Below are 20,711 nucleotides of genomic sequence, written 5' to 3'. Positions count from 1 at the left end.
TTTTTTACTAATTTTAAAGTGTTTAAAACCAGTTAAATACACGGTCTGAATCTATGGATTTAGGCACCCTTTCCTCCCGGAAGGGCTGGGGAGGGGATTATGTACTTAATATTCGATACCGAAACTACAGGATTACCTAAGCGTTGGGGCGCACCCATTTCAGATACGGATAACTGGCCCCGTTGTATTCAAATCGCTTGGCAGTTGCACGACGATATGGGAAAACTCATCGAGCACCAGGATTATTTGGTGAAGCCCGAAGGATTTAATATTCCGTATGATGCGGAACGAATTCACGGTATTTCTACGGAATTGGCGGAAGCCGACGGAATTTCGTTGTCAGAAGTTTTAGAAAAATTCAATATTGCATTAGGCAAAGCCAAATTTATTGTGGGTCAAAATTTAGGTTTTGACATCAATATTATGGGGTGTGAGTTTTATAGAATGGGAGTGGAAAGCCAAATGAGTTCGATGCCTATTTTGGATACGTGTACCGAAGTTACTGCTTCCTTATTGCGATTGCCAGGAGGTCGAGGCGGTAAATTTAAATTGCCGACCTTAACCGAATTGCACTCTTATCTTTTTAATAAACCCTTCGGTGAAGCGCACAACGCAACGGCCGATGTGGAAGCAACCACGCGTTGTTTCTTGGAGTTAATTCGTCGAGATATTTTCACTAAGGAAGAACTCGATGTTGAAATTGGTTATTTTAAAGATTTTCAAAATAAAAATCCAAGTGAGATTACACTCATTGGTTTAAAACATATTAATCTTAAGGAAGCGTCGGATAAAATTCGTCAGCAGTTTGGAGAAAAGCAAGCGCCTGCGGTTTCCAGAGCAGCGATTTCTGAGAATAAAAAGGTACTTATTGATACGCCTTTTGTACACTTACACAACCATACGCAATTTTCGGTATTGCAATCGACCATTAGTATTGCGGCATTGGTAAAAGCGGCGGCGCAACAAAAAATGCCTGCGGTTGCCATGACGGATCATGCGAATTTGATGGGTGCTTTCCATTTTGTCCGTGATATTTTATATCATAATAAAGCGGTTGAAACCAAGAATAAAGCCGCTATCGCAAATGGTGAAGAACCTACCGAAGTTACGATGAAACCAATTGTAGGTTGCGAGTTCTTTGTTTGTGAAGACCATAAAAACAAGTCGGTTAAAGACAATGGGTACCAAATAGTACTTTTGGCGAAGACCAAAAAAGGCTATCATAATTTGGCTAAAATGTCTTCCATCGCTTATACCGAGGGGTTTTATTATGTGCCAAGAATCGACAGGAAAGTCATTCAGGAATTCAAAGAAGATATTATTGTTTTGTCTGGTAACTTGAATGGTGAAATCCCAAGTAAGATTTTGAACATTGGTGAAAACCAAGCCGAAGAGGCCTTGATTTGGTGGAAAAATGAATTTAAGGAAGATTTTTACATTGAGGTGATGCGTCACAATCAGGAAGATGAAAATCGGGTGAATGCGTCTTTAATTTCATTAGCAAGGAAGCATGATGTCAAGATTATAGCGACAAACAATACCTTTTATATAGACAAAGAAAATTCAAATGCACATGATATTTTGCTTTGTGTGCGTGACGGTGAAAAGCAAACTACACCCATAGGTCGTGGTCGTGGGTATCGGTATGGATTGCCCAATCAGGAATATTATTTCAAGTCGGGAGACGAAATGAAACAACTCTTCAATAATCTGCCTGAAGCGATTTCGAATATTTCGGAGATTGTGGATAAAATTGAAATTTTCGATTTGGCACGGGAAGTTTTATTGCCAAAATTTGAAATCCCTATTGAATTTAATAATCCTGAAGACATATTAGACGGCGGAGTTAGAGGTGAAAATGCGTATTTGAGGCATTTGACTTTTGAAGGTGCCAATCGCAGGTATCCCGTAATTACTGAAGAAATTCAGGAACGACTGGATTTTGAATTATTGACGATATCCAATTCCGGGTATCCGGGATATTTCCTGATTGTACAGGATTTAATTGCCGAGGCAAGAAGTATGGGCGTTTCTGTGGGACCTGGTCGGGGATCCGCGGCGGGATCGGTGGTGGCGTATTGTTTAAAAATCACGAATATCGACCCGTTAATGTACAACCTGCTTTTTGAGCGTTTCCTGAATCCCGATCGTGTGTCACTTCCCGATATTGATATCGATTTTGATGATGAAGGACGCAGCAGCGTGATGGATTATGTGATCCGGAAATACGGCTCGAAACAAGTGGCGCAAATTATTACCTATGGTAAAATGGCAACAAAATCGGCGATTCGAGATACCGCTCGTGTTTTGGATTTACCTTTATTTGAAGCCGATAAAATAGCAAAATTGATTCCGGGGATGATGCCGTCCAAGTGGAATTTAGCGCGATTTTTGAATGAAAAAGAAGATGTTATAAAGAAGGCCGTTCGTCCGGAAGAATACGATAAAATAAAAGAATTAATAGGTCTTGCGAATGAAAGTGATTTGGGTGGAGAAACTATTCAGCAGGCCAAAGTTTTAGAAGGAAATCTAAGAAATACAGGTATTCACGCTTGTGGGGTGATTATTACGCCAAGCGATATCACGAATTTTGTTCCAGTGGTTACTGCCAAAGATTCCGATTTGTATGTGACGCAATTTGACAACTCGGTCGTGGAAAGTGCCGGTTTGTTGAAGATGGACTTCTTGGGTTTGAAAACCCTGACTTTGATAAAAGATACCGTCAAATTAGTAAAATATAGGAGTAACATTGACCTTAATCCAGATGAATTTCCTATTGATGATTTAAAGACGTACGAGCTTTTTCAACGGGGTGAAACAGTCGGAATTTTCCAGTATGAAAGTGCTGGAATGCAGAAATACATGAAGGAATTGAAACCTACGGTTTTTCCCGATTTGATTGCGATGAATGCATTGTATCGTCCGGGACCGATTGCTTATATTCCGAGTTTCGTCAAGCGAAAAAATGGTGAAGAGGAAATTATTTATGATCTTGATGCCTGTGAAGAATTGCTAAAAGATACGTACGGAATTACCGTTTACCAGGAACAGGTAATGCTTTTGTCCCAAAAACTGGCGGATTTCTCCAAAGGGGATGCCGACGTTTTGCGTAAAGCGATGGGTAAAAAGCAAAAAGATGTTTTGGATAAAATGAAACCTAAATTTATCAGTCAGGCTGCCGCCAAAGGGCATCCCGAAGATAAGCTAGAGAAAATTTGGAAAGACTGGGAAGCCTTTGCGGAATATGCTTTTAATAAATCGCACTCGACTTGTTATGCTTGGATTGCCTACCAAACGGCATTTTTGAAAGCGAATTATCCCGCCGAATATATGGCTGCGGTTTTATCTAATAATATGAGCGATATCAAGCAGGTTTCGTTTTTTATGGAAGAGTGCAAACGTATGGGACTGCAGGTTTTAGGGCCTGATGTGAATGAATCGTTTTATAAGTTTACCGTAAATGACGATTATGCGGTACGTTTTGGGATGGGAGCTGTAAAAGGAGTAGGTTCAGGAGCAGTGGCTACGATTGTGGAGAATAGAAAAGACGGACGATACAAATCGATTTTTGATTTGACCAAACGTATTGATTTGCGTGCAGCGAATAAAAAAGCGTTGGAGAATCTGGTTTTGGCTGGTGGTTTTGATTCGTTTTTAGGAACAACACGAGCGCAATATTTTCATGATGATGGCGATGGAATTACTTTTTATGAGAAAGCGATTCGGTATGGATCGAAGTATCAGGAAAATGAAAATTCATCGCAAGTAAGTTTGTTTGGTGATACTAGCGAAGTCCAAATCGAAGAGCCTGTTGTGCCACCGTGTGAGGATTGGAGCACGATGGAAAAACTCGCCAAAGAAAAAGAGGTTGTTGGGATTTATATTTCGGGACATCCGCTGGACGATTACAAATTTGAAATGAAATATTTTTGTAATGCCAAGCTAGAAGCATTGAAAAATATGGAGTTGCACGTCAATAAAAACCTTGCATTTGGGGGGATTATTAATAATGTGCAACATCGTGTGGCTAAAAACGGCAAAGGTTGGGGTATGTTTTCATTAGAAGGGTATGACGAAAGTTATGAATTCCGAATTTTTGGGGAGGAATATTTAAAGTTCCGTCATTTCTTTATTCAAAATAATTTCACCTTTATGAAAGTGATGGTTAAAGAGGGCTGGACAGACCGAGATACTGGCAAAAAAGGAGAGCCAAGATTACAATTTGTGGAAGTAAAGCAGTTGCAAGATGTGTTAGAGGCTTTTGCTAAAAAATTAATATTATTGTTAAATATTAAGGATTTAGAAAATGATTTTATTCATAAATTGAGCCACCTTTTTCAAGAGAATAAAGGAGATAATACGGTTTCATTTGAAATTATGGAACTGGAAAAAACAAAACGACTCGTTACTGTTGCTCCTGTTGAAATAGAAAACGAAGAGGTGGCTTTTGTTGACGAAAATGAAGATTCTGAAATGGAAGCGCTTCAACTTCCAGAGATAAATATTGAAGCAAAAGTGGAAGAAGTCGAAGAAATTAAAGTGGTAACCAAGTTAACGATGCCAAGCAGGAAATTGAAAATCAAGATCTCCAATGAATTGCTCGTAGAGCTAGAGAAAATGCAGATAAACTTTAAGTTAAATTAGAGTATAATGCCATAACTCTGATAGAAGTAGAAATCCTTTTGCAACCCGGTCTAGGTTTTGGACGCGATTAAGTTGTAAAAAAAATGAAACGAATAGCAGGAAATAGCTGGTAATTTATTATAAATAACAATTGACAATACACTTATAATCAAAACTAATTTGAGAATAGTGTTTGATTTGTTTTTAATGTATAAATTTGTAAGCTAGTTTGAAACTTTAAGATGTTCAACTAATAAACTTTAAATAAATAATTATGGCATTAGCAATAACAGATGCTACTTTTGAAGAAGTAGTTTTGAAATCAGATAAACCGGTAATGGTCGATTTTTGGGCAGCATGGTGTGGACCTTGTAGAATGGTTGGGCCAATCATTGATGAATTAAGTACTGAATACGAAGGGAAAGTTGTTGTTGGAAAAGTAGATGTAGATGCAAACCAAGAATTTGCAGCTAAATACGGAGTAAGAAACATTCCAACGGTATTGGTTTTTCATAACGGAGAAGTAGTAGGAAAGCAAGTAGGAGTTGCTCCAAAACAAACCTACGCGGATAGTTTAGACGCTTTGTTGTAATCGGTAGATTATGATTTATATAGAATCTGAAAGGATTCAAATAAAAGGTTTGGCGAAAGTCAGGCCTTTTTTTGTAGGATTTACAGCGTTTCAATCAGGCATATAAAAAAGCACTACAAATTCTCGAATTAAAACAACAATTTTAAAATCAGTGAATCTGATGTAGTTCTAGATTCTTTTCAATTTTTAAATTTTTAAATCGTTCAATCTTTTAATATATTTGGAATATGAAGATTGAATCGCAAATAGAGAAAATTTCCAGTTTTCAGCATTTGGAGTTGCTGGCCCATCAGGTGGTGGAGGGTTTTATTTCAGGAATGCATAAAAGTCCGTTTCATGGGTTTTCGGCTGAATTTGCCGAGCACAAAGTGTATAATGTAGGCGAAAGTACAAAGCATATCGATTGGAAGTTGTTTGCCAGAACGGATCGTTTGTACGCAAAACGTTTTGAGGAAGAGACTAACTTACGGTGTCATATCATTATAGATAATTCTTCCTCGATGCATTATCCTAAACTGAAAGAGAGTCAGAATTTTTTTGAAAATAAGATTGGTTTTTCGGTTTTGGCTTCGGCGGTTTTAATGAACCTTTTAAAGAAGCAACGCGATGCTGTAGGGCTAAGTGTGTTCTCAGATACATACGAGTATTATGCGCCAGAGAAAGGAAGTGATCGCCACCATCGAATGATTTTGAATGCGCTTGAAGGGCTTTTACAGCAACCAAAAGTTCAAAAAAATACGGATACGATTACATTCTTACATCAAATAACCGAAAATATCCACCGTCGTTCGATGATCATATTATTTACGGATATGTTTCAGTCCGGTAATGAGCAAGCGTTGTTTGATGCGTTGCAACATTTGAAACACAACAAGCATAAAGTGGTTTTGTTTCATGTTGTCGATAATAAAACAGAATTGAATTTCGACTTTGATAATGCTCCCAGAAAGTTTATTGATGTGGAAACAGGAGAAGAGGTAGCCGTTTTTGCCGATAATGTAAAAGAAGAATACGAAAAACAGGTAGAAAATTACTTCAGTAAGTTGGCTTTAACGTGTTCTCAAAACCGAATAAAGTACATTCCGGTGAGTGTAGCGGAAAATTTCGAAAAAATAGTGATGACATACTTGGTTGAAAAACAAAACTTTGGGTAGTAGGGCGAAATTTTATCAATTATTTTTTTATAAAACGCTTGCGTAAACGGAAATCTATTGTATCTTTGCCACCGCAATAACGCAGAGGTTTGGTAGTTCAGTTGGTTAGAATACATGCCTGTCACGCATGGGGTCGCGGGTTCGAGTCCCGTCCAGACCGCAATATTGGGGAAAGCCTTTCGTAACAGAAAGGCTTTTTTGCCCCATAAGGTTTTTAACGTTAGTTGTGTTGTTTGCTACGAATTTGTAACTCGTAGCGGGTTTAGTAGTTAGACCAATGAAAAGCTTTCCACTCTGGTGGATAGCTTTTTTGATTTAAAAATAAAGCAGGTTTGATAGTTCAGTTGGTTAGAATACATGCCAGTCATCTCGTTTTTTAGGACGAGACGGGTTCGATTCAAGAAGCTGGATTAACGGCTTCAAATGTTATAGATTAAAATACTGGTTTGGTAGTTCAGTTGGTTAGAATACATGCCTGTCACGCATGGGGTCGCGGGTTCGAGTCCCGTCCAGACCGCCAGTAATAAGAAGCTTTTCGTAATAGAAAAGCTTTTTTTGTTAAATATAGTTCTAAAACTAAAGGTACATTAAAACAACTGAGATTTATAGTTCCATACAATCCACACAAACAATCCCAAATACATTACGCAAACCACAAATTTCATAAAACTGGAAGCTAGAAACCCCGCAAAGGAACCTGCGGCCGCTTTAAAAGCCCTGTTGTGGTCTTTAAAATCATAAATAAGTTCGCCTATCAACGCACCAACAAAAGGACCGATAATGAACCCAAAAGGTACTGGAGCAAGAATTCCAATAATCAGACCGATGTTTGTTCCCCAGATGCCATACGTGCTTCCGCCAAATTTTTTGGTTCCCTTTGCGGGAATCACATAATCTAAAACCGATATGATTACAGTGATTAAGAATGCAATGCCTAATATCCAATAATTTGCTGGAACAGCCTTCGTAAAATACAGTAATACCAGCCCAACCCAACTCACACTTGGCCCAGGTAAAACCGGTAAAAAACTGCCAAAAACCCCTAAAATCATACACATAAAACCAAGAACCAAAAGCAGTACATCCATAAATTTATTTTTTACTAATTTTGAAAACAGAAAAGCAACACTTAGCAAGTTTATAAAAGGTATTAAATTAAGTTTTTTCTTTTCGATTATGTTCTTTTTCTTTTTTTCTTTTCGGACTGTAAATGGCCAAGAAAAAATTGTAAATAGTAATCATGCGCTTTTAAAGGAAACTATTTACAACGAGAATTGAGTAAAAGTATAGAATTTTTGTAAGAGAGAGTTTGATAGATTTTTTTGAATTTTTTGATAAAAAATCAAATCCCAATGCAGTCTTGACCAAAGACGAATTTTATAATTTTATGAGTTAGATTGCTGTTTTTTCAAATCAATTAGCGGCTCTGGATCCAGATCAAAAGGAAATTGCTGCCGAAAACAAAAAGAAATGGTTTGCTGAAAACTACGAAGATTATTTGCTTTCGAAAGCATCTCAAAAAAAAAATTGTATTTTTATAGAATATTAGTCCAATTCAAAAACAAAACCTTGAAGCAGCATTACCTCTTTTTAGTATTTATATTTTTTAATTCCTGTCAATACTTTGACAAGCAAATTCCATCGGAAAAAGAATTGTTGCAAAAGGAACTGAAATCCATCAATTGGAAAGAAGTCGATGAATATCCATCGGTTGTAGATTGTGAAAAAATAGATGATAAAAAACAACGCCAACACTGTTTTTTTGAGGTTTTAACGCAGCTGATTCAAGAGAAATTGAGCATTGACACCCTTTCTGTTCTCTATCCTGAACTGGATACGATTGAAGTAAAGGTTACTGTTTTTCCTAATGCAACCCTGCAATTTGAACCTCAATTCCCTAAAGATTCCGTAACCTACGACAGAATCAAGATTGACAGTATTCTGAAAGCCCGTTTGGTTGGTTTCCCAAAAATAAATCCAGCGATCAAGCGTGGTATTCCCGTAAAAACACAATTTATTCTTCCGGTCATTCTTAAAGTGGAGTAGTTATTAAAAAGGATTTCCGAATGAAGATTAACGATTTTTGATTTCAGATTGCGTTATTAATTACTTTTGGCTCGGATAAAGATTTTTGATTTCAGTAAACCTTTAGATATCTCCAATAATTATAAGCTGAAAACGGACTGTTTTAGTTTTTTAAACATGCGTTAAATCAAAAATCTACAATCTAAAATCGTCTACCTTTCCATTCGTATTTTCCAAACAACGAATACAAAGCCACGCTCACACTAAAAAAAGGATATAACAGACTGCTCAAAAATAAATGCTGTATTTGGGTTTTGGTTAGAAAACAATTGGTTTTGTATATCAAAATAGTATCGACTGAAAATTTTAAAGTAAATACTAAAAATACATTCTGAAAAGCAGTTAAATCGAAGAACCAAGACCCAAGAATAAATATCCAACTCAGATTTCCTGCAAAAACTAACAGACCCAGTCCTTTTCCGAAATTACTTTGATACGAGCTTGTTTTAGATGCCCATCGAACGCGTTGGTAAAATAATGGTTTCCAATTGTCCAGTGGTTTTGTGAGGACAATATTGTTTTGAGATTTTAGATAATGTACTTTTTCAGGGGATTTCGCAATCGCTTTTTGCAACAGGAAAACATCATCGCCGGTGGCAATCCCATCATTTCCATTAAAGGCATTTAGTTCCTGAAAGAAGGACTTCGTGTAGGCAAAATTTGCACCATTACACATAAATCCTTTTTTAATTCCAAAACTTCCTATTGTTGCTCCTTGTAAACTAGCCAAATCCAATTGCTGGAAATGATGTAGAAATGAATTGCTACAATTATACGTTACCGCGCCCGCAATCATAGCAACATCATGAAGTTGAATATAATTATCGAATGCCAATAACCAGTTTTTACTGATCACACAATCCGCATCGGTGGTGATAATCCAGTCCGTATTTACGATTTGCATTGCTGTTACAATGGCATCTTTCTTGGGTGAATTCGTAACCCGAATGTTCTTTATAATCGAAACTTTAAATTTTAAATATTTAGTTTTGAAGGCTTCTTCCGATTCATCATCGACCAAAATCACTTCAAATAATTCCATTGGATAATTCAATTTCGACAAGCTTTCTAATAAAACAGGTAAATTCTCCGCTTCATTCCGGAAAGGAATGATAATGGAGAATTTTGTTTTTGGCGTTAAGCCAATATAATCTATAGCATTTACTTTGTTGAAACCATAAATCAAGAAGGTAATCGCAACGCAATACAGAATTATAACGAAGCACAAAACAAAAATCATATTGGATTTTTAGTTTTAAAATTCAAAACATAATAACTGCCAATCATTACAGGCAGAACTACATTCAGAAACCACATAAGTGTGGTTATAAAAATCACTATCCATTCGTTTACGCCAAGAATTCCGAAGAAATAAACCGCCACACTTCCTTTTACAGCAAAGTCCAAAAACTGAAAAGTGGGTAAAGAGGACGCTAGAAAATAAACGCTTGTAATCGTAGCAATAGCTATTAAATAAGGTAAGTCAACATCAAAAGCCAGAAACAAAAAGTAATATTGGTGCGAAAAAACCAAAAAACGGCAAATGCCTAAAAAGATGTTTTTTTGATGAATTGATTTTGGAATTTCATTAATCTTATGAATCAGTTTTTCGATAGAATACCCTTTTATAGTGATTTTTTTGACCGAAAATAAAACAATGAAAAGGAGTATTAGAATTCCAAAAAGCAGTGCTACCGTTTTTGTGGTAATCACATTGTACTGCGCATTGAAATACAACAACCCGAAAATTCCAAAAATAACGGTCAATATCATTTGGATTCCGTTGCAAATCAGGTTCAAGAAAATCACTTTTTTAGTGTTTGATTTATCAAAAAATAACGCTTTTCCGGCATATTCTCCAACTCCATTCGGTGTAAAAAGTCCCGCGGTTAATGCGCCGAGAACTTGTTTGGTTGCTGCTCCCAAAGAGATTTTATGGATAAATGCGACTAAGTTTTGCCATTTCAAGATTTCAAAAAACCGATTCAAAACACTCAATAGCAAAATAAACGCAATTCCGCCAATGGACTGGTTTTTCTGGAATAAAACGATGAAATTTTGCCAATTCAGTTTGTCGTTATTGGCTAATTGATTGTAAATAAAATAAAACGCACCGCCCACAATCAAAAGTTTGATTAGAAGTACGAGGAATTGCTTAGTTTTGTGTGGAATTGTAATCATTACTGCAAAATAACAAATTAAAATTGGCAAACGAACGCATCATATTAGGAATTGACCCGGGAACAACGATTATGGGTTTTGGATTGATAAAAATTGTCAATAAAAAAATGGAGTTTTTGCAACTGAACGAATTGCAATTGTCCAAATACGATAATCACTATCAAAAATTGAAAATCATTTTTGAACGTACGATTGAGTTGATTGATACACACAATCCAGACGAAATTGCAATTGAAGCACCTTTCTTTGGTAAAAACGTACAATCGATGTTGAAGTTAGGACGCGCACAAGGTGTAGCTATGGCAGCAGGACTTTCAAGAGATATCCCTATTACTGAATACGAACCCAAGAAAATAAAAATGGCAATTACAGGAAACGGAAACGCCAGTAAAGAGCAAGTTGCCAAAATGCTACAGCAACTTTTAGGGTTAAAAGAATTACCCAAAAATCTGGATTCAACTGATGGATTGGCTGCTGCAGTTTGTCATTTTTTCAATTCAGGGAAAGTAGTTGGAGAGAAAAGCTATACTGGATGGGATGCTTTTGTTAAACAAAACGAAGAACGAGTTAAAAAGTAGTGATTAATATTCAGTACATATGTGATTACTAAATAACTGCTAACTGAACACTTTCTCAAGACTGGATACTAAAAAACGGACCACCGACCACTTTCTTAAAACTGAATACTAATAAATGAGCGGAATATACATCCATATCCCTTTTTGCAAGCAGGCGTGTCATTACTGCGACTTTCATTTTTCAACCTCTATGAAGAAGAAAGAAGAAATGGTATTGGCAATTGCCAAAGAAATTCAAATGCGCAAAAGTGAGTTTGAGAATGAAGAAGTCGAAACCATTTATTTTGGCGGAGGAACACCAAGTGTTTTGACCTCAAAAGAAATTAATTTCCTGATAACAGAAGTGTGTAAAAATTATTCTGTTTCAGAAAATCCTGAAATTACACTGGAAGCCAATCCAGATGATTTGTCAAGTGAACGAATAATCGAATTGTCTAAAAGTAAAATTAACCGATTAAGCATTGGGATTCAGTCTTTTTTTGAAGAAGACTTACAACTGATGAACAGAGCTCATAATTCGGCGGAAGCCAAAAAATGTTTGGAAGAAGCCACCAAATATTTTGACAATATTTCCCTTGATTTGATTTATGGAATTCCAGGAATGAGCAATGAAAAATGGAAAAAAAATATAGAAATAGCTTTGAGTTTTGGGATTCCGCATATCTCAAGTTATGCCTTGACAGTGGAACCCAAAACCGCTTTGAAAAAACTCATTCAAATCGGAAAAATTGCGGCTCCTAATGATGAAGCCACCCAAGAACATTTTGCTATTTTGGTAGAAACCCTTGAAGCCAATAATTTTATTCATTATGAATTATCTAATTTTGGAAAGGAAAAATATTTTTCCAAAAATAATTCGGCGTATTGGTTGGGGAAAAAATACCTTGGAATTGGTCCTTCGGCGCACAGTTATGATGGTATTTCGAGGAGTTGGAATATTTCGAATAATTCGATTTATTTGAAATCCATTCAAGAAAATAAACTGCCAAACGAAAGAGAATTTCTTTCAATTACGGATCGATACAACGAATATGTTATGACGGGTTTGCGAACGATTTGGGGCGTTTCTTTAGATAGAATTGAAAAGGAGTTTGGAAGTGAGTATTTGGAATATTTAAACAAACAATCTCAGAAATTCCTTGATGATGATTTAGTTTTTATCAAAAACAATATCTTGAAGCCAACACCGAAAGGAAAGTTTTTGACAGATGGAATTGCAAGTGATTTGTTTTACTTAAATTTGGAAGAGTAACTTAACCGCAAAGGTCGCAAAGTTTTACGCAAAGTTTGATACTAATCTTTGTGCTTTAGCGTCTGAGTGGTGTAAAACATAATTTGTGTTAGCAACAATTCAACATAACAGCCACACCATTGAAGTCGATTTATCAAAACCCATTGATATTTCGATTTCATTGACGAATACAGATGAAAATCCAATTGCATGGTATATTAATAAACCGGAAATTGAGCCCGTGGTTTTTGGGGATTGGATAGGCAAAGTTTCGGAAGGAAAATCGTCTACTAATTTCAATACTATTTTCTTCAATCCACACGGACACGGAACTCATACCGAATGTTTGGGACACATTACGCGGGAGTTTTATAGTATTAATCAATCGCTGAAACAGTTTTTCTTTTTGGCAGAATTGATTTCGGTTGTCCCAGAAATACAAGGAGAAGATTTGGTGATAACAAAAAGTCAGATTGAAAAAAGTTTGAGTGGAAAAACTTCTGAAGCTCTAATTATAAGAACACTTCCGAATTTTAAAATAAAAAAATCTTTAAAATATTCGAATACGAACCCGCCTTTTCTGGAGGAAGATGCTGCGCGTTTCATCCGCGAAAGCGGAATTAAACATTTATTAATTGATTTGCCAAGTGTCGATAAAGAAAAAGATGATGGAAAATTATTGGCACACAAAGCTTTTTGGAATGTAAAAGATGTTAACAATCTAAATGCAGATGCACGATTGGATTGCACGATTACCGAAATGATTTTTGTATCTGACGAAGTTAAAGACGGAGGTTATTTGCTGAATTTACAAATCGCATCTTTTGAGAATGATGCGAGTCCCAGTAAGCCAGTTTTGTATGCTATTTTAAATGATGAAAAAATAATTTCATAAATGAACTTAGAAACCTATTACGAATATTGTTTGTCTAAAAAAGGAGTGACGGAGCATTTTCCGTTTGATGAAGATACACTAGTTTTTAAAGTGGGCGGAAAAATGTTTGCGTTGTCGTCTTTAAATCAGTGGGAAAAAGGGGAGCCATCCGTTAATTTAAAATGTGATCCGGAGTACGCGGAGGAATTGCGCGCTGAACACGATGCTATTCAACCGGGTTTTCACATGAGTAAAACCCATTGGAATACAATTGCGATAAATGCATCAGTTTCGGATGCGCTTGTCAAAGAATTGATTGATCATTCCTATGGTTTGGTTCTCAAAAGTTTAACAAAGAAATTGCAGAGTGAAATTCAAGAATTAGAAAATTAGGCATTACTTTTGCGAAGAAATTCAGAATAAAAATTATAAATAGCTACTGAAATTAACTCAGCATATCACATGAAAGAACAATTTAAGAAATTTTTAAACGAAGAACAAGACCCAAAAGCTATTGAAAAAATCGCTTCTAAATTGAGTGATTTATTGATGAAGAATGAAGAAATAGGGTATATCGCTGTTCAAAAAAAACCAGCGATTACCGTTTTGCCGGATAGTATTGTGATGACGAATAAAAGAATTATTATATGTCAACCTAAAAACCTGGGACTTTCAATGAATTTCATTGATTACACTTGGGACGAGATTGAAGGCACTTTTGTGAAAGAAAATATTCTGGGTTCTGAATTTTCATTTACAACTAGAACCAATATGGAGGTTTCGATTGATTATATTCCTAAGATCCAAGCCCGAAAAATTTTCACCTACGCTAAAGAGCAATTGGATATCTTGAAAATTGGGTCTGTATTGAATGCCACCATGATGGATGAAGTTCCGGTTTCACTAGCAGAAGAAGTGGAGATTATCGAGGAAATGGAAACGGAAGAAGTGACTAATTTTGCTGAAATAATGCCTGTTTCACAACCCAATTTCATTGCTGAAAATCAAGAATTCCAAGAGGTAGCAGTGCCATCTAAAGACAAATCTTTAAGCGATTTGTCACAAGATGAACTTTTTGAAAAATTACAGAATTATAAAAAATTACTGGATAACGGATTAATTTTACAAGGCGAATATGACGCTTTCAAAAAAGAAATTTTGAGTTATATGTAATTAGTCTTAAAGTCGAAAGTCTTAACGTCAAAAGATATTTTCCCTTTTGACGTTAGGACTTTCGACCTTTGACTTAAAGCGTTCTTTTCTGCTTTTCTACAAAATTATTGGATTGTAATTCTAATAAATCGGTAGCATTTTTTCGCTGTAAATCATAAAGTTTTTTATCGTCAGCAATATCTCCGTAGACTTTGTCGTGCATCGTTGCGCTAGTTTTCACCAATAAAGTACGTTGGTATTTGTCTTGTTCGATTGTTGCTTTTAATGCTGTTTCCAGATCTTCCAGTTTATAATCATATTCGCCTTTTGGAGAAAGCAATTTGGCAATAATAGGAGACGTTTCAATGGCTAGAAACAAGAGCATAATAAAAAAGGAGGGCAACCAAGGTAATTTATCCAAAGCATTGATTCTAGCCATTAAACCATCAAATCCATCTATAATAGGCTGGGTTTCGGTAATTTTCTTATCTAAATCGGTTTGCAGGATTTTGGTGTTTTTCTCCATTTCAGTAATTTTAGCCAAGTTGGTCTTCTGTAAAGTGTCCAATTCTTTTTTGGCCAAATCATGTTTGGCAATTTTTTCTTTAAAAACGGGTCCTTTGCCTAATTTTTTAGTTCCTGCAGTTCCTTCAGCTTCCGTAATGTAAGTTTCATAGAGTGTATTGACCTCTTTTTCTTTTTTGGCAATTTCCGATTTTAAACCGGTTATTTCAGCTTTGTTTTTGTCTAAATCCGATTTGAAATAATTCGCCATTTCTTTTTTGTTATTCAAAGCCATGGCATTTTTCTCTTTCAATAAAACGGTATTGATTTCTTTTTCGAAGATTTTAATTTCCAATGGTTTCGAAATCACTATCGCAATGATTATTGCTAAAATAATACGAGGAGTAGCCTGTAGAAATTCACTTCCAAATTGGTCTCTTTTTCGAATAGTGGAAACAATAAAGCGATCTAAATTAAAGATAAGCAAACTCCAAACAACGCCAAATGCGATTGCGGGATACATACTGTCAAAAACAGTAAACAGCGCATATGAACTGGCAAGAAAAGCCATGACCGCAGTAAAGAGTACGGTGGCGCCAATACCAACATACTTGGTTTGTTCGCCTTCGGAACAACCTTCAAGAAGGTCCTTGTCAGCTCCAGAACAGAGGGTAAAAAATTGTTTTAACATGATTGATTTTTTTGATTGCTTCGCCAGTTCGCTATTCTAGCTCGGGTGATTGATGATTACAAATTTAACGCCAAAAAATGAATATTGGTATAAATACTTGATTTGATTTTAATTAGCTTTTTAGCTATAAAAACAGCGCCACTCGTAAAGAGTGGCGCTGTAGTTTCTTGAATTAATAGTAACCTAGGCTAATGGTGCTCCTGCCATGATTTCGGCATTGGCAAATTCTTCAAATTTGGTAAAGTTTGCTTTGAATTTTTCAGCTAATTCTACTGCTTTTATGTCGTATAGTTCAGGGTCTTCCCATGTATTTCTAGGATTTAATATTTCGCTAGGTACATTTGGACACGTTTGTGGTTTTGCAATTCCAAATACTTGGTGGTTTTCGTAAGCTACATCGTCCAGTTCTCCGTTTAATGCAGCTGTAATCATAGCTCGTGTGTATTTTAATTTCATTCGGCTTCCTATTCCGTATGGACCACCCGTCCAACCCGTATTGATTAACCAAACTTTTACATTGGCGTCTTTCATTTTTTTACTCAACATCTCAGCATATTTTGTTGGGTGTAATGGCATAAATGGTGCGCCAAAACAAGCCGAAAAATTAGGTTGCGGTTCTGTAATTCCAGCCTCAGTTCCAGCTACTTTTGCGGTATATCCGGATATAAAATGATAGGCGGCTTGTCCAGGAGTTAGTTTAGATATTGGAGGTAATATTCCGAATGAATCTGCGGTTAAAAAAAATATGTTTTTTGGGTTTTCCCCAATTGAACCAGGCTGAATATTATCAATATGGTATATTGGATAACTTACACGAGTATTCTGAGTTATGGATACATCTTCAAAATCTACCTCAGTTGTTCCTTCTTTAAAAATTACATTTTCTAATATGGCGCCTTTTTTAATAGCTCTAAAAATATCTGGTTCATTTTCTTCAGTAAGGTTTATGACTTTTGCATAGCATCCACCTTCAAAGTTAAAAACCGTGTTTTCATTGGTCCAACCATGTTCGTCATCACCAATTAGCTTTCTGTTAGGATCGGCAGATAAAGTTGTTTTTCCAGTTCCTGATAATCCAAAGAAAATGGCAGTATCCGCGTTTTCTCCCACATTCGCACTACAATGCATGGGCAGCGTATTTTTGAAAACTGGTAAAATGAAATTCAAAGCAGAAAAAATTCCTTTTTTCATTTCTCCAGTATAGCCAGTACCTCCAATTAAAACTACCTTCCTTGTAAAGTCAAGAATAGCAAAATTACTTTGACGTGTTCCGTCTAAAGCTGGGTCCGCCATAAAGCTTGGTACACACAATAAAGTCCATTCTGGGCTGAAATTCGTTAATTCCTCCTGTTCGGGTCTTAAAAACATATTGTAACAAAATAAATTTGCCCAAGGAGTCTCTGTGATGACACGAACATTTAATCTATAATTTGGATCAGAGCATACATAAGAATCTCTTACGTAAATTTCTTTGTTGGATAAATGCGCAGTGACTTTATTGTATAAAGATTCAAATGCAGCTGGTTCAAATGGAATATTTACTTTCCCCCACCATACATGATTCTCACTTATGCTATCTTTTACTATATATCGGTCTTGTGGCGAACGGCCAGTATACTCTCCTGTATTTACAGCTAATGCCCCGGTTGAGCTTTCTGTTCCTTGCCCTAATTTAATTGTTATGTCGTGTAATTCTTCAGGGGATAACTGGTAATGAATTTTTGCATTTTCAATTCCTAATTCTTTTAACGAAATCGATTGCGTGAAAAGTGTGTTATTGTCCATAAATTAATTGTTGTGTAGTTACTTTTTTTATAGAGTGCAAAAGTAGAAATTATATTTCAGTTAGCCTTTACTTCTTCTGATTTTGTGCTTTTTTTATTTAGTAATGTTATTAGTAAAACACCCCAAGCCAGTATTAATAGGAGACCACCAATGGGTGTTAGAAATCCAATTGCTTTAAAATCGAAAGTAGTAAGCTGATTTATTGCTAATAAATAAATAGACCCAGAGAATAGAATAACACCAAAAAGAACTAAAAAATAGATTACTTTTTTGGTTTTTTCGGGTATGTCTTTCAGTAGTCCAATACACAATAAAAGCAGCGCATGGTACATTTGGTAGCGCACTCCGGTTTCAAAAGTAGATAATTGTTCAATAGACAGTACTTTTTTTAGGGCATGCGCGCCAAAAGCACCAAGAATTATAGCAATCATCCCTATAATTGTTCCAGTTGAAAGAATCTTTTTGTCCATTTTTTTCTTGTAAAAGTATTTCATATTCTCTCGATTTAAAAACGTTTTGAAAAATTACTTTCAGTTTAGTAGAGGATTTTTTGGTAGATTTTTTATTTCATCTTAAAATAAATCAAAACAGTTTGTTATGAATACAACAATTTCGTATGTTTGTGTTATAAATATGTAAAAATGAGAACAATTTTGATTATTGGAGCAGGAAGATCAGCTTCCTCTTTGATTCAATATCTTTTAGGCAAATCAGAAAAAGAGAATCTACATCTTGTTATTGGTGATTTGTCATTGGCTTTAGCACAAAAAAAAACAAATAATCATGTCAATGCAACAGCGATTGCTTTAGATATTATTGATAAAGACCAAAGAAGAAAAGCGATTCAAATTGCTGATATTGTTATTTCAATGTTGCCGGCTCATTTGCATATTGAGGTAGCTAAGGATTGTATTGTTTACAAAAAACATTTGGTTACCGCTTCCTACGTAAGTGATGCCATGCAGGAATTAGATGCTGCAGCCAAAGAAAACAATCTGATTTTCATGAATGAAATCGGGCTCGATCCTGGAATTGACCACATGAGTGCCATGAAAGTGATTGATGAGATTAAAGAAAAAGGAGGCGAGATGCTCTTGTTTGAATCTTTTTGTGGCGGACTTGTCGCTCCAGAATCCGATACTAATCTTTGGAATTATAAATTTACTTGGGCACCACGCAATGTAGTTCTCGCTGGACAGGGTGGCGCTGCCAAATTTATTCAAGAGGGAACTTATAAATACATACCGTACTGTAATTTATTCCGCAGAACTGAGTTTCTGGATGTAGAAGGATATGGGCGATTTGAAGCCTATTCGAATCGGGATTCCTTGAAATATCGCAGTGTTTATGGTTTAGATAATGTACTTACGTTATATAGAGGAACGATTCGCAGGGTTGGTTTCTCTAAAGCTTGGAATATGTTTGTCCAGTTAGGAATGACAGATGATAGTTATTTTATGGAAGATTCTGAGAATATGAGTTATCGAGAATTTGTGAATTCTTTCTTGCCGTATCATCCTACGGATTCTGTAGAAATTAAAACGCGTTTGATTCTCAAGATTGACCAAGATGATATCATGTGGGACAAATTGTTAGAATTAGATTTGTTCAATCGGGATAAAAAAGTAGGATTGAAGAATGCTACTCCGGCACAAATTTTAGAGAAAATACTCAGTGACAGTTGGACACTTCAACCTAAAGATAAAGATATGATTGTCATGTATCATAAATTTGGATACGAAATACATGGCAAAAAAGAACAAATAGATTCCAAAATGGTTTGTATTGGCGACGATCAGACGTATACTGCGATGGCAAAAACAGTGGGTTTACCCGTTGCCATGGCAACTTTATTAATACTGAATGGTAAAATCACGACTCCGGGAGTGCAACTGCCTATTCGTAAAGAAGTCTATGTGCCTATTTTGAAAGAATTAGAAGAATATGGTGTTGTTTTCAAAGAACAATCCATGTCGTATTTAGGATACAATCCGGATAAAGAGTTTAGTTAGTAGTTTTTTTAGATTTTTAGTTTGATAAATCCGCTTCATTTGAAGCGGATTTGTTTTTTAAAATTCTTTATTTATGCTGAGCGTAGCCGAAGTATGGGCGTGACCCTCAAATTGCTTCGTCGTTCCTCCTCGCAACTTCGGGTCGGGCTGTTCGCTGCAATCTTTATGTTTTTAAAGAAAAAACATAAAGGATTTTCGCTGCCATCCCTCACGCAACGCATTCCAATGACGCACCGTTTATTTACTAAATTGTAAGAAAATTTGATTACATTTGGAAATCGCAAGGTAAGGCAGGCCTTCGCCAATCTAACAAGATTTAGGTGTATGGACGAAGTTTTGTAGCGTTTATACAAAAGTTGTGAGCAATACCGCTTCAGAATCGCAAAAAAAACTCAAATAACTCAAATATGATTTTTAATATTTATTACATAAATTTTCCAAAAGTATACGAAATAAAGATGATGCTTAGTAATGTAATAGCTTTAAATCGTGAAAAACAAACTGATTCTACAGACCAGAAAGATGTTGATTATAAAGGAAAATTAGGAGTTAATTTTTTAAACTTTTTTAATATTGATGCTGAAGCATCGAACAAAAATTCAAAGTCTGATTCTCAAAAAGTTTTAGAAACGTTTGAAATTAAAACAACCAAATCGATAATTTTAAGTGAAATAATTGAGCGTAGCGAACGAACTCATGACTTTAGTAATTTAGAAGAAGGACAATTAATAAAAATTGACAATGTAAATTTATCTCTAGAGAACGAACCTGAGTTGAGAACAGTAAAACTTTTTACAAGTGGGTCTTTCAAAGGAATGAATATTCCAGGGGCAAATGGATTTGATATAAATAATTTATTCAACTCGATGTTTAAAGATTATGCTTATAAAATGAAAGGTGATAGATTCCGAAGAAGCAGTATTGGTAAAAATTCCACTTACTTTTGAAAGTGAGTTTGAAAGTTCTTACAGCGTAAATGATTTATTTATTGGAAAAGTTTCAATAGTTGGTTTATATAAAGGAAAAATTAAAATCGAAGCTTTAAAAAATTCTTTAGATTTTTTCCAAGAATTAGGTTCAATGCAAAATATATTAAATAGTCCTGCAAATGATGAGATTCAGGATAGCCAATATCAAACGCAAACAAATAATAATAACTTTTTATTTACAAGCTCAGAGCAAAGCGACAAAGAATACCACTATATTGATTTATTAGCTATTGTTCAGAATGTAAACTTTCCAAAATAAT

General features: G+C 35.5%; 18 protein-coding genes and 2 tRNA genes. 14 read left to right on the top strand and 6 right to left on the bottom strand.

The window, feature by feature from the left end:
* Positions 1–99: 99 nt before the first annotated feature.
* From dnaE to ACNQF9_RS03310, 5 genes are all read left to right on the top strand, one after another.
* A complete protein-coding gene (gene dnaE, locus ACNQF9_RS03330) occupies positions 100–4,644 on the top strand; it encodes a DNA polymerase III subunit alpha (protein WP_417989644.1) in 4,545 nt (1,514 codons plus the stop codon).
* 253 nt (positions 4,645–4,897) lie between these two features.
* Complete coding sequence (gene trxA, locus ACNQF9_RS03325; RefSeq protein WP_291251090.1) at positions 4,898–5,215, top strand: thioredoxin; 318 nt, start codon at positions 4,898–4,900, stop codon at positions 5,213–5,215.
* Positions 5,216–5,442: 227 nt separating this feature from the next.
* Positions 5,443–6,369, top strand: a complete 927-nt coding sequence (locus ACNQF9_RS03320; RefSeq protein ID WP_417989643.1) for a DUF58 domain-containing protein — start codon at positions 5,443–5,445, stop codon at positions 6,367–6,369.
* Between the two features lie 86 nt (positions 6,370–6,455).
* Positions 6,456–6,529: transfer RNA gene (locus ACNQF9_RS03315), tRNA-Asp, on the top strand.
* A gap of 283 nt (positions 6,530–6,812) precedes the next feature.
* Positions 6,813–6,889 (top strand) — tRNA-Asp (locus tag ACNQF9_RS03310).
* 67 nt (positions 6,890–6,956) lie between these two features.
* Here the strand turns inward: ACNQF9_RS03310 and ACNQF9_RS03305 are convergent.
* Positions 6,957–7,457 carry a DUF456 domain-containing protein gene (locus ACNQF9_RS03305; protein WP_417958819.1) on the bottom strand — a complete coding sequence of 167 codons (501 nt, stop codon included), beginning with the start codon at positions 7,455–7,457 and terminating at the stop codon, positions 6,957–6,959.
* A 481-nt stretch (positions 7,458–7,938) separates the two neighbouring features.
* On the opposite strand from ACNQF9_RS03305, the gene ACNQF9_RS03300 reads away from it, so the two are divergent.
* Complete coding sequence (locus ACNQF9_RS03300; RefSeq protein WP_417958818.1) at positions 7,939–8,415, top strand: hypothetical protein; 477 nt, start codon at positions 7,939–7,941, stop codon at positions 8,413–8,415.
* A 181-nt stretch (positions 8,416–8,596) separates the two neighbouring features.
* Here ACNQF9_RS03300 and ACNQF9_RS03295 read toward each other — a convergent pair whose 3' ends face one another.
* Both ACNQF9_RS03295 and ACNQF9_RS03290 read right to left on the bottom strand, forming a co-directional pair.
* Entirely contained in the window at positions 8,597–9,694 is a 1,098-nt protein-coding gene (locus ACNQF9_RS03295; RefSeq protein ID WP_417989642.1) for a glycosyltransferase family 2 protein, read from the bottom strand.
* Positions 9,691–10,635: a hypothetical protein gene (locus ACNQF9_RS03290; protein WP_417989641.1), complete on the bottom strand. Its 945-nt coding sequence runs from the start codon at positions 10,633–10,635 to the stop codon at positions 9,691–9,693. Before ACNQF9_RS03290 ends, ACNQF9_RS03295 begins: the two co-directional genes overlap by 4 nt.
* 23 nt (positions 10,636–10,658) lie before the next feature.
* Here ACNQF9_RS03290 and ruvC point away from each other — a divergent pair, with 23 nt between their 5' ends.
* The 5 genes from ruvC (at position 10,659) to ACNQF9_RS03265 (ending at position 14,491) form a co-directional block, all read left to right on the top strand.
* The gene (ruvC, locus tag ACNQF9_RS03285; RefSeq protein WP_073205242.1) at positions 10,659–11,213 is read left to right on the top strand and encodes a crossover junction endodeoxyribonuclease RuvC; all 555 of its coding nucleotides are present in this window, start codon (positions 10,659–10,661) and stop codon (positions 11,211–11,213) included.
* Positions 11,214–11,328: 115 nt separating this feature from the next.
* Positions 11,329–12,465, top strand: coding sequence for a radical SAM family heme chaperone HemW (hemW, locus tag ACNQF9_RS03280; RefSeq protein WP_417989640.1), 1,137 nt, complete (start codon positions 11,329–11,331; stop codon positions 12,463–12,465).
* Between the two features lie 85 nt (positions 12,466–12,550).
* Complete coding sequence (locus ACNQF9_RS03275) at positions 12,551–13,339, top strand: cyclase family protein (protein ID WP_417989639.1); 789 nt, start codon at positions 12,551–12,553, stop codon at positions 13,337–13,339.
* Positions 13,340–13,711: an MmcQ/YjbR family DNA-binding protein gene (locus ACNQF9_RS03270; protein WP_417989638.1), complete on the top strand. Its 372-nt coding sequence runs from the start codon at positions 13,340–13,342 to the stop codon at positions 13,709–13,711. It begins immediately after the preceding gene.
* Positions 13,712–13,780: 69 nt separating this feature from the next.
* Complete coding sequence (locus tag ACNQF9_RS03265) at positions 13,781–14,491, top strand: PH domain-containing protein (RefSeq protein WP_417989637.1); 711 nt, start codon at positions 13,781–13,783, stop codon at positions 14,489–14,491.
* A gap of 73 nt (positions 14,492–14,564) precedes the next feature.
* On the opposite strand, the gene ACNQF9_RS03260 is transcribed toward ACNQF9_RS03265, so the two are convergent.
* The 3 genes from ACNQF9_RS03260 to ACNQF9_RS03250 all read right to left on the bottom strand — a co-directional run bounded on the left by ACNQF9_RS03260 (position 14,565) and on the right by ACNQF9_RS03250 (position 17,920).
* Positions 14,565–15,665: a DUF4407 domain-containing protein gene (locus ACNQF9_RS03260; protein ID WP_417989636.1), complete on the bottom strand. Its 1,101-nt coding sequence runs from the start codon at positions 15,663–15,665 to the stop codon at positions 14,565–14,567.
* 183 nt (positions 15,666–15,848) lie between these two features.
* Positions 15,849–17,450: a phosphoenolpyruvate carboxykinase (ATP) gene (gene pckA, locus ACNQF9_RS03255; RefSeq protein WP_417989635.1), complete on the bottom strand. Its 1,602-nt coding sequence runs from the start codon at positions 17,448–17,450 to the stop codon at positions 15,849–15,851.
* A 56-nt stretch (positions 17,451–17,506) separates the two neighbouring features.
* A complete protein-coding gene (locus tag ACNQF9_RS03250; protein WP_417989853.1) occupies positions 17,507–17,920 on the bottom strand; it encodes a DUF423 domain-containing protein in 414 nt (137 codons plus the stop codon).
* 171 nt (positions 17,921–18,091) lie between these two features.
* Here ACNQF9_RS03250 and ACNQF9_RS03245 point away from each other — a divergent pair, with 171 nt between their 5' ends.
* The 3 genes from ACNQF9_RS03245 to ACNQF9_RS03235 all read left to right on the top strand — a co-directional run bounded on the left by ACNQF9_RS03245 (position 18,092) and on the right by ACNQF9_RS03235 (position 20,710).
* Entirely contained in the window at positions 18,092–19,462 is a 1,371-nt protein-coding gene (locus tag ACNQF9_RS03245; RefSeq protein WP_417989634.1) for a saccharopine dehydrogenase family protein, read from the top strand.
* A 407-nt stretch (positions 19,463–19,869) separates the two neighbouring features.
* Positions 19,870–20,409, top strand: coding sequence for a hypothetical protein (locus ACNQF9_RS03240; protein WP_417989633.1), 540 nt, complete (start codon positions 19,870–19,872; stop codon positions 20,407–20,409).
* The gene (locus ACNQF9_RS03235) at positions 20,360–20,710 is read left to right on the top strand and encodes a hypothetical protein (protein ID WP_417989632.1); all 351 of its coding nucleotides are present in this window, start codon (positions 20,360–20,362) and stop codon (positions 20,708–20,710) included. Before ACNQF9_RS03240 ends, ACNQF9_RS03235 begins: the two co-directional genes overlap by 50 nt.
* Position 20,711: the final 1 nt, after the last annotated feature.

Origin of the sequence: Flavobacterium amylolyticum (genome assembly GCF_048284335.1) — a bacterium.
In the GTDB taxonomy this organism is placed as follows: domain Bacteria; phylum Bacteroidota; class Bacteroidia; order Flavobacteriales; family Flavobacteriaceae; genus Flavobacterium.
The sequence above is the reverse complement of the archived record's forward strand: the minus strand, read 5'-3'. Positions and strand labels throughout refer to the sequence as shown.

Bases quoted from the DNA above. Each gene is read 5' to 3' on its own strand.
- dnaE (WP_417989644.1), top strand. From the start codon at position 100: ATGTACTTAATATTCGATACCGAAACTACAGGATTACCTAAGCGTTGG.
- trxA (WP_291251090.1), top strand. From the start codon at position 4,898: ATGGCATTAGCAATAACAGATGCTACTTTTGAAGAAGTAGTTTTGAAA.
- ACNQF9_RS03320 (WP_417989643.1), top strand. From the start codon at position 5,443: ATGAAGATTGAATCGCAAATAGAGAAAATTTCCAGTTTTCAGCATTTG.
- ACNQF9_RS03305 (WP_417958819.1), bottom strand. From the start codon at position 7,457: ATGGATGTACTGCTTTTGGTTCTTGGTTTTATGTGTATGATTTTAGGG.
- ACNQF9_RS03295 (WP_417989642.1), bottom strand. From the start codon at position 9,694: ATGATTTTTGTTTTGTGCTTCGTTATAATTCTGTATTGCGTTGCGATT.
- ACNQF9_RS03290 (WP_417989641.1), bottom strand. From the start codon at position 10,635: ATGATTACAATTCCACACAAAACTAAGCAATTCCTCGTACTTCTAATC.
- hemW (WP_417989640.1), top strand. From the start codon at position 11,329: ATGAGCGGAATATACATCCATATCCCTTTTTGCAAGCAGGCGTGTCAT.
- ACNQF9_RS03270 (WP_417989638.1), top strand. From the start codon at position 13,340: ATGAACTTAGAAACCTATTACGAATATTGTTTGTCTAAAAAAGGAGTG.
- ACNQF9_RS03265 (WP_417989637.1), top strand. From the start codon at position 13,781: ATGAAAGAACAATTTAAGAAATTTTTAAACGAAGAACAAGACCCAAAA.
- ACNQF9_RS03260 (WP_417989636.1), bottom strand. From the start codon at position 15,665: ATGTTAAAACAATTTTTTACCCTCTGTTCTGGAGCTGACAAGGACCTT.
- pckA (WP_417989635.1), bottom strand. From the start codon at position 17,450: ATGGACAATAACACACTTTTCACGCAATCGATTTCGTTAAAAGAATTA.
- ACNQF9_RS03250 (WP_417989853.1), bottom strand. From the start codon at position 17,920: ATGGACAAAAAGATTCTTTCAACTGGAACAATTATAGGGATGATTGCT.
- ACNQF9_RS03245 (WP_417989634.1), top strand. From the start codon at position 18,092: ATGAGAACAATTTTGATTATTGGAGCAGGAAGATCAGCTTCCTCTTTG.
- ACNQF9_RS03240 (WP_417989633.1), top strand. From the start codon at position 19,870: ATGATTTTTAATATTTATTACATAAATTTTCCAAAAGTATACGAAATA.